The organism is Streptomyces exfoliatus (assembly GCF_000725545.1).
Classification (GTDB): Bacteria; Actinomycetota; Actinomycetes; order Streptomycetales; family Streptomycetaceae; genus Streptomyces; species Streptomyces exfoliatus.
In genome coordinates this window covers 1-13840 of record NZ_JNZP01000055.1, presented here as the reverse complement: position 1 = coordinate 13840, position 13840 = coordinate 1, and the positions used below count along the sequence as shown (strand labels likewise).

The window sequence follows — 13840 nt, the reverse complement described above, 5'->3', positions numbered from 1 at the left end:
TTCACCAACGACGACGCCACGCCGTGGCACGGCGTCCCCGGCGGTCTGACCGACATCAGCGCGGCGGCCGACGGCACCGTCTGGGGCGTCAACGCCAACTCCGAGATCTACCGCTACATCGGCGACCAGCCCTAGCTGAGTCAGTCTCCGCCTCGTCGCCCCGTCACCGAACCGCGGCGACGGGGCGCAGGCGCTTTGGCGCGCAGGGGCCGCAGCCCGCCGGGCAGGTCGGGGAGCTGGAAGAAGTACCGCCGCAGCCCATTAATTTGGTGGCGAGCGAACGGGAAGAGCGTCGCCCCGAATGCCGGCCGGCCGCCGCTCAGGTGTGGTGTCACTCGTCGTCGGCGGCGTCCGCGCCGACGGGTTCGAGGTCCGCGACGAGGACGTCGCCCGGAACGCGCAGATTGTCTTCGTCGACGGCAGACGGCGGGACTTCGCCGTCCTGGAGCCGGAGCCCGAACCGGCCTCCCTGCTCGACCTGCGGGCGGCGGTCAACGCGATGCGTCGGGGACCCGGCCGGCGACCTCCCAGTAGGTGCCGTCCAGCAGCGCGGCACGGGCCGCCAGGCCGGAGGGATTCCGAAGACTCTGTCCAACACCGGTGGCCGCCGTGGCGCAACGGCTCCGGCTACGGGGCGGACAGGCGACGGGCGAGGTCGGCGGCGAGCTGCCCGGCCGCCCGGCCGCGCCCGGCCGGGTCGAGCTGCTCCAGATCCTGGAGCAGCTCGACCGTCTCGCGGGCCTCCGTGGCGGTCAGCAGAGCGAGGCGAGGCTCGTCGGAGTAGGTGCCCGTCACAGGGTCGGTGTCATGGTCCACACCGTCTTCAACGGCCCTGGCCCGGGCCAGGGCACGGGACGGACGATTCGGGCCGTCCCCGCACGCGGGTCAGGCCGCTTTGGCCACCTGCAGACCGCCCTCGTGAGTCCAGCTCTTCACCGGGCGCCTCTCGCCGCCGATGGTGGCGGTCAGGGCGAGGACGGCGCCGGGCTGTCCATGCGCCCCAAGCCACTCCAGGAACTTCGCGTCGGCCACCTCGGGCGCGGACCACACACCGAGGATGGCCGGCCCGCCCGGATGGAAGCGGAGCACGACCTCGTACTCGACGTCCTTGCCCTCGAGACCGGTGCTGTCCACGGCGGGGCCTTCCTGCGCTGATCGGGATACCGGTGCCCGGCGGGGTGGCGTCGGCTTCACGGGCGCGACCCCACCGGGCCCCTTCAGCGTGGCACACCGGCCGCGCCACGCCGCGGGCCGGCCTGCCGAGTCGTGTGCCGCAAGGGCGGCGGGGGCAGGCCGGCGGTGCTTCAAGCGGATGGACGGCTACGGCCTGGTGGCGATGACGGCTTCGATAGGGACGGTGTTCTCGAAGGTGCCGTTCGGGCTGAACGCGGTGAGTTCACGGCGCAGGCGTTCTTCGAAGGCGGCCTGCCGGGTGCCGAGGACGGCGGGGCTGGAGTAGGAGAAGGAGGACTGCAGGCCGACGAGCTCGTCCAGGGTGCGGGTGAAGGTCTGGTCCCAGCGGGCGGTCTCGATGAGGGAGAAGGCGGACCGGCGCAGTGCGTCGTCCCGGCCTTCGGCGGGGTGGGCGACGGGTCCGTGCTCCTGGCGGTAGTCGGGGCCGATGACGTCGGTGCAGACGTTCTCGATGATGTCGAGCCACGCCGGCCTGACCGTGCTGGCCCGGGGGCCGGTGGAGACGAGGGCGATCCCGCCCCTCGGGCGGATGAGCCTGTCGAGGTCGGCCAGGACCTGGTCCTGACTCACCCACTGGAAGGACTTGCCCATCGTGCACAGGTGGAGCGGGGGCAGGCCCATGCCGGTGAGACCGGCGGCGTCGCCGCACGCCCAGGTGACGTTGCCGATGCCCTGCGCGGCGGCGGCCTTGCGGCCCTCGCTGATCATGGCCGGTTCGACGTCGACCGCGTAGATGTGGCCGGCTCGTGAGGCGAGGGGGACGGTGATGGTGCCTGGTCCGCAGCCGAGGTCGAGAACCGTCTGAGTCCCGTTGAGACCGAAGCGGTCGGTGAGGAGCGTGAAGAACTCCTCGGGGTAGCGGGGGCGGAAGGCGGCGTAGTGGTGCGCGGCGGAGGCGAACGTCGTCACGGGGTGGTGCTCCTTCGGTCGGGGCGGGTGGCGATGAGGACTTCGGTGCGGATCACCTCGTCGTAGAGGCCCGAAGGGTCGTGGTCGAGGAGGGCGCGGCGCAGGTCGCGGGTGAACGCGTCCAGACGGTCTCCGAGGAGGGCGGGGGTGGAGTAGGAGTTGGACAGCTGGAGTCCGACGAGCTGGTCGAGGTCGCGCGTCACGTGCTGGTCCAGGGACGTGAACTCCACACGGGAGAACGGGGAGCTGCGCAGGGTGTCGGTAAAGCGGTCTTCGGGTTCGGGGTAGGTGCCGGTGCCGGCGCGGCGTACGGGCCCGAGGTAGGTGGTGCGGACCTGGGCGATGACGGGCGCCCAGGCGGGCAGGGGCGTGGTGCCCGGCGGACCGGCGGAGGCGATGACGATGCCGCCGCCGGCGGTGATGAGCGTGTCGAGGTCGGCCAGGACGCGGGGCCGGTCGAACCAGTGGAACGACTTGGCCATGACGCACAGGTCGATCGGGGGCAGGCCCAGGGTGGTGATCTGGGTGGAGTCGCTGTTGACCCACTCGATGTTCGTGACGTTCCGCTCGGCGGCGAGGCGGGCGCCGGCGGCGAGCATCCCGGGCTCGGGGTCGATGGCGTAGAGGCGGCCGACGTGCGGCGACAGCGGCAGGGCGGACATGCCCGGGCCGCAGCCCAGGTCCATGGCCGTCTGGGTGCCGTCGAGGTTGAACCTGTCAGCCAGGAGCGCGAAGAGTTCTTCGGGGTACCAGGGGCGGAAGCGGACGTAGTACTCCGCTGCCGATGCGAACAGCGCGGGCGGGTTGGCTGTCACGTCGGGCCTTCCTGCACAGGGGATGGGTCATCGGGCGAGGGTTGCGAGGTAGGACTCGGCGGCGGTCCAGGGGGTGAGCTCGATGCCGAAGCCGGAGCGGGGCCCGTCCTTGGTGTGGACGAGCTTGCCCGACAGGTAGACGGCGTCGCCCGTACGGAACGCCCCGGTGTAGGCGCCCAGGTAGGAGCGCATGTGGGTGATGCGGCGGGCGAAGATCTCGGGGTCGTCGACGGTGGAGTGGATGACGGTGTCCACGCCGATGCCGTACAGCGCCGGCGTGGCCAGGCCCTGGGTGTCGTCGGTGATGGTGGCGACGACACTGATGGCCCCGACCTCCTTCGTGGTGACGTCGGTGAAGGTGTGGTCGCCGTCCTCGCGCAGGGGCTCGCAGTTGATGTGCGCGTCGGCCCTTGCGGTGAGTCCCTGCAGTTTGCGGGTCTCCTGCCGCATCAGGACGTCGAAGGAGCTGCCCGTCATGTACTTGGCGCGGCGCAGGTAGAGCCGGGTCAGCGCGTCGCCTTCGTACGGGCGGATGAGCGTACGGTCGGAGAAGAGTTCGCGGGCGGCTTCGTAGCCGCGGGGCCCGTAGCAGACGAGGTCGATGTCGGAGCGCGCGTTGAAGCAGCCGACGAGGAACGAGCCGGTCACGCCGAGCAGGTCCGTGGCGCCGAGGTCGACGACGCGGTCGATGATGGCCTTCAGGTCCCGGGCGACGGCGGAGTCGCCGAGGAGCTCGGGCGCTTGGTGTAGGACGGTCAGGGCGTGGCGGCAGGAGTAGTGCCGGGTGACGTCCTGGCGGGGCACGCCGGTGATGACGCAGCCGATCGTGTCGGAGTAGAGGTAGCACTCGGGCCGGTCGGCGAGGATGCCGAAAGCTTTGGAGACGATCGTGTTCTGCCGGTAGGTGCGCCCGAATAACTGCCGGTCGCCCTTGTCGTCCGGGTAGTACTTCACGTACCCGAGGTAGTGGGTGGGCGGGTGGACGTCGCCGATGACCTTGAAGACGACGCCCGCGCGGTCGAGGAGGTAGTCGCGGTCACGCACCGCCGGTACGGCAGTGCTCAGGCTGAGCGGCGAAGTCGTCGAGGCTGGGGAAGGCGGCGGTGTCGATACGGCCGGTGCGCTCATACTGCTCGACTCCCATCATGAACAGGGTGCGGCGGTAGTTCCACTTGGTGACCTTGTCGGTGTTCGTGAGGTCGGCCGGCTTCATGAGCGCGAGGAAGAACAGCGCCTTGATGAGCAGGAAGTCGCCCAGGTGCCGACTCGGCCGGCTCCCGAGGACGTGCAGGGCGGCTTCGTCGAGCGCGGCCACGTATCGCTCGCGCTGGGCGGGGGTGGCGTAGTAGCCCTTGGTGCCGCCCTTGAAGGCGATGATCTCCAGGGCGGGGTAGGTGTCGTAGCCGACCGGGGCGAGGCCGTGGTGCTGCCAGTCGATGACGCCGGCGGGGAAGGCGTTTGGCAGGCCGTAGTCGTAGTGGGCCCAGCACAGGGGCGTGTGGGCGAGCCGGTCCAGCGCGGTCTCCAGCTGCGATCAGTTTGCCGGGCCGGCCAAGGACAGCACTTGGCGGTGGGTGATCAGGCAGCACGCGAGCTTGAGGAAGGCTTCGTGGATGTCGGCTCGGCGTTCCCAGCGGACGCGGAGTCGCTTGAAGCCGTGGAGCCAGGCGAAGGTGCGCTCGACCACCCATCGGTAGGCGCCCAGGCCGCTGCCATGGGCTGTGCCGCGCCGGGCAATGACGGGGAGGATCCGACGGGCCCGGACCTGGTCGCGATAGATGTCGTGGTCGTAGCCGCGGTCGGCGAAGACCGACTCCGGCTTGCGGCGGGGCCGCCCGGGCCTGCCCCGGACGGCTGGGACGTCATCAAGCAGGGGCATGAGCTGGGTGACATCGTTGCGGTTGCCGCCGGTGAGGATGACCGCGAGCGGGGTGCCGTGACCATCGGTGATCAGGTGGTGCTTGGAGCCGGCCCGTCCCCGGTCGACTGGCGACGGACCGGTCTGAAGCCCCCTTTTAACGCTCTGACGTGGCTGGAGTCGACAACCGCCCCCGACCAGTCGAGCCGGGCGGCGGCGTTCAGCTCGGCCAGCAGCACCTCATGCAGCTGCTGCCAGACCCCGGCCTCGTTCCAGTCCAGTCGACGCCAGCACGTCATGCCGGACCCGAACCCGAGCTCCTGGGGCAGGTGTTCCCACTGGATGCCGGTGTGCAGCACGAACAGGATCCCGCACAGCACCTGCCGGTCCGGGACCGGCTTGCGACCCGGGTATCTGAACCGCCTCTCCCGCTTCGGCAAGAGCGGCTCGATCCGCTCCCACAGGTCATCCGACACGATCCACGGTGAAGCCCCCATGGCCCGGACAACGCCTAACCCACCGACCGGACACGGCCACCAGAACCGATCCACCTCATTGTGTTAGGGCCTCTAATAGCGGAAGTTCGCTCTATCATCCCTGATTTGGATCATGACCGGCTCAATTGTCTCTCCTGAGTCTGCAGAGTAAAGCTCAAGCTGCAGGCTCCTTACGGCGCCAATGGCCTGCATCATTCGCTCTTGATCACCGCTGTCAACAGCTTCGGCCTGCGCCTCGAATAGATCTCTCACCCGTTGCCATCCATGAGATTCGGCGAATTCGCATCGGAACCACGGCTGATCAATCTCCAAAAGGTGGAGGACGCCAATCGTCGATCCTTCCGCCCTCAGCTCCCAACGTTGCGTTGACATGAATTAATCCTCATTTCAGAGACCGTGAACAGTGAGGTGGGCTCGCCATTCGCGAGGCGAGCCCACCTTGCATGCAGCTTTGTTTCAGTTGAGTTCCGCTATGTCCCTCAGGATCGCCTCGAAGCTTGTTCCTGCTGGCCACTTCTTCACGATGGCACTGGCCGGGACATTGAACTTGACAAGGATTTCCTTGTCGCGGAAAGCCGCATCTTTGGCGAAGTTGTAGAACTCATGCGGTACGCGAAGGTTGGCGGCAGCATCAATCGTCTCAGATCCTACCTTTGAGAGATCAACAGCCACAATAGTCTTCCCACCCTCTCCACTGTACTTCCAGGCGACTCTTGGATCACGGGTCAGTGAAATCCATGGCGAGTTGTTGTCCTGGACCACGTGCTGCCAAGCCTCGACATCGGGGTTGTTACCCGACGACTTGAGACCCAGGGCTGGGTTCTCATCGTCTCGCAAGCCCCTGAAGGCATAGCCTTTCAAGGAATCGCCGCTGTGGGCGGAGACAGTGACTCGAGGCTGGAGGAGTTTTCCCTTCAGCCAGCTGAAGGCCGGCCCGACGAGGCTGCTACTGCCTCCACCAGCGGCACCGAACAACAGGTCCCATGCATCGGTGGGACGGCACTGCACGTGGTTCACACCCCACGAGAAGCCGGCTCCCACTCCCGCGTTCACGGCCGTGGACGTGGCTAGTGCCCGGCCTCCGCTGAGGCCTACGCCTCGGGCAACAACGTTGCCGGCGCCGGGCATGATCAGTCCCGCTGCACCTCCGACCAGCGCTCCCTTGCCGGCAGCCGTGGCCAGTCCGCCCCACGAGAACTGGCCGTCGTTGCGGTGCTGCCAGCTGTAGATGCCGCCTTCGAGGGCACCGCCGATCAAAGCGCCGACGCCCGCTGACACGCAAAGGGGGCAGAGGCCCGACGGGTCGGACTGGTTGACGGGGTCGTTGTTGGCGTATGCGTAGCCTGAGGCATTCGGGCTGCCGGGCGTCGTGGGCACCGGGTCGGGCGTGGTGAAGCGGCCGGTGTCGGGATCGTAACTGCGGGCGCGCAGGTGGAGGCGGCCAGGCAGGTATGGGTCCTTGTACTGCCCGGTGTACCCGAAGACGCTGCCCTTGGCGCCCGTGATACTGGCTTTTCCGGTGGAGACACCCCAGGCGTTGTAGGTGTACTTGTACTGCTCGACGCCGGCTACGTCGTGGACGGCAGTGACGGAGTCTTGGCGGTCATGCTGGAAGAAGAACGTGCCGCTCGGCCCATAGGCGGCAACCGGGGCGCCGGATGGGTTGTACTGGTAGTCGCCTATCAGTACGCCTCTGCCGTTGGCCTCCGAGGTTTCGGTGGCGATCTGCGGCAGCGGGTTGTTGACGTCCCAGCGTGAGATTCGAATCGATGCGTTGTTCTTCTTGGCGACGGTGCGGTTGCCGTCGGAGTCGTAGGTGAAGGTGACGGTGTCGGTGCCGACGGTTGCGGATTTCACCCGGCCGATGGCGTCATAGGCGTAGGTGCCGTCGGTGTCCTTGGTGAGGTTGCCGTCGGCGTCATAGACCAGGTTGGTGATGGTCGTACCGACGGTGGCTTGGGTTAGCTGGTCCGCGGCGTCGTATGTGTTGGCGGTGGTAGAGCCGGCGGTGACCGATGTGGCCAGGTTGCCGACCGCGTCGTATGTATACGCACTGCCTGCGGTGCCATCCAGGCACGAGCTGTTGGCAATGGTGTCGGTGCAGTCACGGGCGAGGCGACCGGCATCGTCGTAGGCGTAGCGGGTGGCCAGGCTGGTTGTGGAGGCGTCCTTGAACCTGTCTGCGATGATCAGGCCACCCGCGTCGCGGGTGTAGTGGCGGGCGCCGGTTCCTTCACTGGCGGAGGCCAGGCGACCCGCTGGGTCGTAGGTGCGGGTTTCGGTTCGGGCTGTGGTCGTAGGCAAATTCGTGGAGGTGAGGTTGCCCGCCGCATCCCAGCCGTAGGTGATCGATTTGCTGCCGCTGATCTGCCCGGTGGTGCGGCCGTCGGCGTCATGCGAGTAGGTGATGCCACGGCCGTCAGGGTAGATACGGCTCTTGATGGCGCCACCGGGGTTGTATGTGTACTTGAAGGGGTTGGTCGCTCCTGGCGAGCTGATGGTGAGCGGTCGGCCTTCGGCGTCGTAGGTGAAGGTGCGGGTGCCGGTACCGTCAGCGACCGTCTTGACCTGGCCCACTGGGTCGTAGGTGTAGGAGACGGTGGGTGTGCCGTCCGAGTACGTCGTGTTGGTCAACAGGTCTCGGGCGTCGAAGGTGCTGGCATGAGTCTGCCCGCGGCCGTTGGTGACCTTGATGCGGTTGCCTTCGATGTCGTAGGCGAACTGGGTGGGCCTGCCGAGCGCGTCGGTGACTTTGGTGAGGCGGCCCGCGTTGTCGTAGGCGTAGGTGGTGACGTGACCCTTCGCGTCCGTGCGAGACGTCATTCGGCCCAGGTTGTCGTATGCGACGGTGGTGGTGCCCTGACCCGGGGCCGTCACCGAAGACAGCTGGTTCAGCGAGTTATAGCTATATGTGGTCCCCATATCCCGGGGGTTGACCTCTTCGACGAGGTTGCCTAGCTCGTCGTAGCTGCTCGTCGTCTTATTGCCCAGCGGGTCGGTCTGCGAGGTGACGTTCCCCGCCGCGTCGTAGCCAGTGGTCCAGGAGTACTGGGCGGGATCGGCTCCGGCGATATTGCCCCGCGGCTCGACCACTCCGGTACGCCGACCGCTACTGTCGTAGCTGTAGGTGGTCTTGAAGCCCAGCGGCGAGGTTTCCGAGGTCAGGTTCCCGGACGGGTCGTAGGTGTAGGTGACGGTGCGTCCGTCCCGGTCCGTCGCAGTGGCGAGCCGCCCGTTGGCGTCATAGGTGTTGGTAGTGGTCTTCCCCAGAGCATCGGTGGTCTGGAGGACGTTGCCCTCGCCGTCGTACTTGGTCTTCCGCACGTTGCCGAGTGCGTCGGTCACCGCGACGGGACGGTACTCGGCGTCGTACTCTGTGGCTGTCGTGTTGCCGAGCGGGTCGGTCACCGAGGTCTGGTTGCCGACCTTGTCGTAGCCGTACTTCCAGGTGTACTTCGATGCATCAGCGCCGCTCACGTTGCCGCGGGGTGTGGTCATCGACAACACCCGACCGGCCTTGTCATACGTGTACGTGGTTCTACCGCCGGCCTGATCGGTGGTAGAAGTCAGGCGGCCCATGATGTCGTATGCCCTGAGAGCGCTGTTGCCGGCCGGATCGATCGTTTTGACGAGACGGTTCGCGGCGTCGTACTCGTGCCTGGTGACCTTGCCCGCAGCGTCCGTCGTGGACGTCAGGTTTCCCGAATCATCGTAGGTATTTGTGGTGGTGCGTCCTTTGGCGTCTGTGGTCGCGCTGAGGAGGCCGGCGTCGTCGTAGGTGTACCTGGTGGTGAAGTCGTCCGGGTTAGCTCCTGGCGCGTTCCCCCGTGGATCAACCACGCTGATTACCCGCCCAGCCGCATCATGGGTCTGGGTCTGCCGGGACCCATCCGGGTAAGTAACAGAATTCTGGTTTCCAGCGGCGTCGTAGCCGTACTTGGTCATGCCGCCGCGGGGATCAGTGACAGACTCGAGGCGGCCATCCCCCGTATAAGTGTACTTAGTTACACCACCGAGTGAATCTCGCGCTTCGGTAAGTTCATGGGAGGGATTGTAGATATAGCGGCTAGTGCGAGAGTTTCCGTTGCTGTAGGAGTAGAGATCCTCCCCCTGATAAAGCCAACGACGCGTGGTGAGAGGTCCCTTCACTTGATTGGGACGCTTTAGAGAGTTCATCGTGGTTCCGAATCGGCCACCGAGAGCATCAGTGACCGCAAAACCGTCGAGTTGATAGCTATACTCGAAGGAACTCTTATTCCCAAAAGGATCATACTGTGCTAGCAGGACGTTCTCATGGTAGACATCCGTCCATACACCTCCGTCAGCATCGACGACATCCGTTTCCCCGTTCCTGTAGCTGAACTTCACGCTACCGATAGCAGGGCTGGCTTGGTCCACTATGCGGCCAGCACTATCGTAGGTGTTACGGACTACGGAGCTGCCGCGAGGGTCCGTTATCTCTGCAAGACGGCCTGCACTATCATATCTGTATGCCACCTTCTTTAAGCCAGGCGCAGTTACGCCGGTAAGGTGACTATCCGTATACGCGTAGGTGATTTTCCGCCCATCGGAGAGCGTGATGCCGGAAAGCAGCCCGCCATTGTATTCGAATATCGCCTTTCGGCCAGCCTGGGTCTCTATCGCATCAAGACGATTTTCCGAATAGGTGTAGATGGATCCCCGACCCTGCCGGTTTAGCCGCTTCGTAATCCTTCCTACAGAATCAAACGAGAGCGTAAGGCCCGCTGGAGTATGCAATTCGTACCCATCCCCTACCTTTCGCAGCGTCGACCGCGCGGTCAGCGGGGATTCGAAGGAATCGGTGCCAGTCTTCGTAAATGGATATATTGAGCCATCTTCGGATCGAAATTCGACGTCTCCCGATTCTTTTATTCCAAGCTTGGCGTCCCACGATGCCGACCAGCCTGCACCTAGCGAGCCGTTTGTCAAGTTATTTGATGAGTAGCTCCGTCGCAGCTCTAGCGCCTCAACATCAGACAGTGCTACGTCAGTTGCCGACTGCGCAAAGGCTCCTGTCGACGTATTTACACCTAACCCTCGATACTCTTGACAATGAGGTGCGCCGGCCGAATTTCCCCCACAAATAGAGCCATATGTCTGATTAACGGGCAGTTCAGCGAGGGCCACACCATGGACACCAGGATGGTGTGAGTATTCCGCCCAGGTGCCATCCGTTCGCATCCCTTGGACTACCACGCGATATGACTCCGGGCCGTCACCCCCGGGGAGCCTCTCATTCGATTCGAGGCAAAGCCTTGGGTCGTACTTGAACGTAAAAGAGACCGGTCCGCCCGGAAGTCGCGTCGGCGGTGGGTTCGGGTCCCCCTCCCAGGTGCTCCATTGAGCCGAATGGATGTGGGATGGAGCCTTCACCATCACTGGATCCGAGTGGTATGCCCCTGTCGTTACCCCGCCGACAGTCACGGAGCGACAAGCCAGCAATAATCTCACAGGCACGTCTTGAAGGCCTTCCTCCTCCGCCTCCGTAGAGCCATCCCAGTCCGGATTATTGTTATTGTAGTAGATTTCCGACTTGATGGTTAATGTATCACCAGCCTTCGACATGAAGCCGCCCAGCTCTTGATATACTGGATCTGCGCTAACATCCCAACTCGAATAGGCTATTCGCTCCCCGGTGGAATTAAATAGATCTACCCGATCTACGGCCATCTGGTAGTATCCGGGATCTGATTGCGTGAGAGATTCCTGGCCGATTGAGGTTGTTCCGCCGGTCTGACCCTCCTTGCCTTCGGAGGGGGAAAGAACGCGCCCGCGCTTGCGGTCTGCCGCAACTTGCGCATTTCTCTCTTCAAGTGACATCGGTTTCTGTGCGGCTGCGGGTTTGGGGGGTCGTCCATTCCGCATTGGCCCGGGCGCGGCTGATGCAGCGACCAAGGGATCTGAGGCTACCGGCCTATTACGGTTCCCCGACGTCCCATCAGTGGCACATGCCAGCACAACGCTCCAGGCGATGATCAAACTGATTGCGATGCGGCTGAACGAAGCGCGCAGTAATAACACAGTCCCCTCCCCAGGGAATTCCGTCTTCGCGCTGGCGCGCGAAGACACCAGACAGTGAGCGAAGAGCGTTCTGGGGAGGGACGGTACCTTGATGGCTGCTGCCATCTCCTATTGCTGACCAGGGTTGGCTTAAACTCTCTGCTCGTTGTCCGTCGCACTGCCACTTACGCGTGGGGGTGGCCTTTACTCCAAAAATCGCCTGGCCGCGCACCTCTCAGCCAGGTCAGAACACGAGACGGTAGATGTTCCATCCTGTGCCGATCTGCACTCGTGCGGCATACGGTGCAGCTGCCTGGCGGGTGCCCGAGTAGCGCCAGAGGCCACCTCCTGTGTCCCTGGTGATCAGGTCAGCGGTGCCGTCCAGGTCGACGTCTCCGACGGAGACGAGCAGGTTGAAGATGTTCCAGCCGCTGCCTATCCTCGTGCGGGGCGTGAAAGGTGCCGTGTAGTCGCCTGTCCCCTGGTAGAGCCAGAGCACTCCTGCGGTATCACGGGCGACGATATCGTCCTTACCGTCGCCGCTCAGGTCACCCTTGCCAGCGATCTGATCGTAGACGTTCCAGCCACCGCCGATCGCCCTGCGCTGCGTCAACTTGCCGTCACCGTAACCAAGATAGATCCACAGCGTGCCCGAGCTGTCCCTGGCGATCAGGTCGTCCGCCGGCGCACCTCCCAGGTTACCTGCGGACAGGAATTTGTCGTAGATGCCCCATCCCGTACCGACGGTGATTGGTTCGGCCGCATCCCCCCAGGCCGTGTAGGTCAGCGTGCCTGCTGTGACATCCCAGTGTCCGTCGGCGGAGTTGTCAGCGTTGTGGTCGACCTGGGCGAGATGCTGGGCGGTGCTCCAGCCGTAGCCTGACTCGATGCGCCCCTCGTAGCCGCCTGCGCCATTGGCGGCGTAGCTCCAAAGGGCACCTGTGCTGTCGATCCCGAACAGGCGGTTTACCTGCGCGGTACCCGCCGCCGAGGCATCGGCATCGCCTTGCGGGCCAAGGCTGTTCGTACTTGCAGCTGTGACGGGCCTCGAAGAGGTGCCAGTGGCGGCGCCCCCTACAGACGTTGCCATCAAGATGCCGATCACAGCGGCGCCTAAGACGCGGATCAGCCTGGAGCTCCTGGCGCTTGCCACGTAATCCTCCAAATTCCAGCCAAAGGGCGGTTTCCAACTACCCTTGAGCGAGCGGGTTTTCCTTCTGTCACCGCTGGATCCTTGCATACGCTCGTCGTGTTTTTGGAGCTACGGGTAAAGCGAATCGTTCGCAGCATCGTTCCCGTCTGCGGCGGTACGAAGTTCGCGGTAATGGGTCGGGCGGCGGAACTGGCGGGCTCGGGATGGTGACCGCCTCCTACCTGATCCCGCGGCCTCGGTCTGAACCCTGCGGCAGAGGACAGGTCCGCCCTGCATCACCGCAAAGCCCCCGGACAAGGCGTAGGCCGGGGCGTGGATGCCGCGGGCTGCCGCCTCCTCCGGATCGATCTCCTCCGACCTCCGCCATGGGTGCCCCCAGGGCTCCGGTTCTACGGCGAACCGTGCCTGGCTCCATGAGAACCGGGAGCTGAGTCCCGTTTCCGTACTTCTGATGGGTGTGGGTCGGCAGCTCCACCTGGGACAGAGGGTTGGTCAGCCTGGCGCGACACCCAGCACACACGAATACGAACAAGTGCCCTCCCCTAGAGAAACGGGGGCATCTGGGAGGCGTCACCGTGCGAACTGCGAGCTCACGGCCGGAGGCATTCTCCCCGCGGGTCGAAACAGACGAGTGCGTGCTCACGAGCCAGCGCAGCGGCGTACGTGGACACCTCTTGAGCCTGGCCGTAGGACATGAGCAGGTACACGATCGGGCCATGCCTCATCGATGACCGGCGTCGATGCCCATACGGCACTGCGGTCGGCATCATCCGGGTATCGCGCGATGAGGGCTTCCACATAGGCCGCGATGCCCGGCACCGGAGGCACGACAACCTCGAGTGAGGCGGGTGAGGGGTCGGGGCCGTCGAGCTGCACGCGGACGCGTCGGGGGGCGATGGGCGTAGATGAGCGCCTGTGCCTCCAGCGGGGCGGCGGCCCGGGTGGTGACCTCGAGGTCGCAGGGCAGCGTCCGGTGCAGGACCCCGTCCTCAACGGCGTGAAGGGGCATGCCGTCTCCCTCGGACAGGGGCCGGGCCCGCCTCAGGCCGACTTGCGGCGCCGCGTGGTCGTCTTCTTCGCCGTCGTCTTCTTGGCCGGGGCCTTCTTCGGCGGGGTCTTCTTCGCGGCCGTCTTCTTGGGCTTCGGCATCTCGTGCACGGTCGCCTCGGTGCCGTCGGCGGGGCCGGTCTCGCTGCGGCGCTCGCGGGCCTCGGCGACCGATTTCTCCAGCGCGGCCATCAGGTCGACGACCTGCCCGGCTGGCTCATGAGCTTCCGCGACCGGTTGCGGCGCTCGATCCTCGGCCTTCGCCGCGATGACCTCGTGGAGCGCCTCGGTGTAGTGGTCGGTGAGCTCGTCACCGAGCTCCTCCAGGCGGTCGGCCGCCATCGTG

The 13840-nt window shown here is 65.2% G+C and carries 11 protein-coding genes and 3 pseudogenes; 1 reads left to right on the top strand and 13 read right to left on the bottom strand.

The features are described from left to right. Positions 1-135 (top strand): tectonin domain-containing protein (locus IO20_RS42100; RefSeq protein ID WP_342668815.1); only part of this gene is annotated, 135 nt, incomplete at its 5' end. A 492-nt stretch (positions 136-627) separates the two neighbouring features. On the opposite strand, the gene IO20_RS0133490 is transcribed toward IO20_RS42100, so the two are convergent. From IO20_RS0133490 to IO20_RS40570, 13 genes and pseudogenes are all read right to left on the bottom strand, one after another. After that, on the bottom strand, positions 628-816 hold the full coding sequence (locus tag IO20_RS0133490) for a hypothetical protein (RefSeq protein WP_030556827.1): 189 nt from the start codon (positions 814-816) through the stop codon (positions 628-630). A 69-nt stretch (positions 817-885) separates the two neighbouring features. After that, a complete protein-coding gene (locus IO20_RS0133485; RefSeq protein ID WP_030556826.1) occupies positions 886-1134 on the bottom strand; it encodes a hypothetical protein in 249 nt (82 codons plus the stop codon). Between the two features lie 186 nt (positions 1135-1320). Then, entirely contained in the window at positions 1321-2103 is a 783-nt protein-coding gene (locus tag IO20_RS0133480; protein WP_030556825.1) for a class I SAM-dependent methyltransferase, read from the bottom strand. Next, the gene (locus IO20_RS0133475) at positions 2100-2918 is read right to left on the bottom strand and encodes a class I SAM-dependent methyltransferase (protein WP_030556824.1); all 819 of its coding nucleotides are present in this window, start codon (positions 2916-2918) and stop codon (positions 2100-2102) included. Before IO20_RS0133475 ends, IO20_RS0133480 begins: the two co-directional genes overlap by 4 nt. Before the next feature lie 27 nt (positions 2919-2945). Further along, positions 2946-3962 (bottom strand): hypothetical protein, encoded by a 1017-nt coding sequence (locus IO20_RS0133470; RefSeq protein ID WP_051875155.1) that lies wholly within the window; start codon positions 3960-3962, stop codon positions 2946-2948. After that, on the bottom strand, positions 3955-4233 hold the full coding sequence (locus IO20_RS37920; protein WP_051875152.1) for a hypothetical protein: 279 nt from the start codon (positions 4231-4233) through the stop codon (positions 3955-3957). Before IO20_RS37920 ends, IO20_RS0133470 begins: the two co-directional genes overlap by 8 nt. 219 nt (positions 4234-4452) lie before the next feature. Then, a protein-coding gene (locus IO20_RS39310) for an IS5 family transposase (protein WP_245685146.1) occupies positions 4453-5273 on the bottom strand; the annotation gives its coding sequence in 2 pieces (ribosomal slippage) (positions 4453-4950 and positions 4953-5273; 819 coding nt in all). A gap of 72 nt (positions 5274-5345) precedes the next feature. Then, positions 5346-5645, bottom strand: a complete 300-nt coding sequence (locus IO20_RS40575) for a hypothetical protein (protein WP_157850861.1) — start codon at positions 5643-5645, stop codon at positions 5346-5348. A gap of 84 nt (positions 5646-5729) precedes the next feature. Then, positions 5730-9641: an RHS repeat-associated core domain-containing protein gene (locus IO20_RS39305; RefSeq protein ID WP_245685145.1), complete on the bottom strand. Its 3912-nt coding sequence runs from the start codon at positions 9639-9641 to the stop codon at positions 5730-5732. Positions 9642-10121: 480 nt separating this feature from the next. Next, positions 10122-10475, bottom strand: a pseudogene (locus IO20_RS42490) (DUF6531 domain-containing protein); the annotation flags it as partial. Between the two features lie 1063 nt (positions 10476-11538). After that, positions 11539-12399 carry an FG-GAP repeat domain-containing protein gene (locus tag IO20_RS0133445; RefSeq protein ID WP_051875143.1) on the bottom strand — a complete coding sequence of 287 codons (861 nt, stop codon included), beginning with the start codon at positions 12397-12399 and terminating at the stop codon, positions 11539-11541. A gap of 333 nt (positions 12400-12732) precedes the next feature. Then, a pseudogene (locus IO20_RS41830) lies at positions 12733-12979 on the bottom strand (hypothetical protein); the annotation flags it as partial. Between the two features lie 509 nt (positions 12980-13488). After that, positions 13489-13840 (bottom strand): annotated as a pseudogene (locus tag IO20_RS40570) (non-homologous end joining protein Ku); the annotation flags it as partial.

Bases quoted from the DNA above. Each gene is read 5' to 3' on its own strand.
- IO20_RS40575 (WP_157850861.1), bottom strand. From the start codon at position 5,645: ATGTCAACGCAACGTTGGGAGCTGAGGGCGGAAGGATCGACGATTGGC.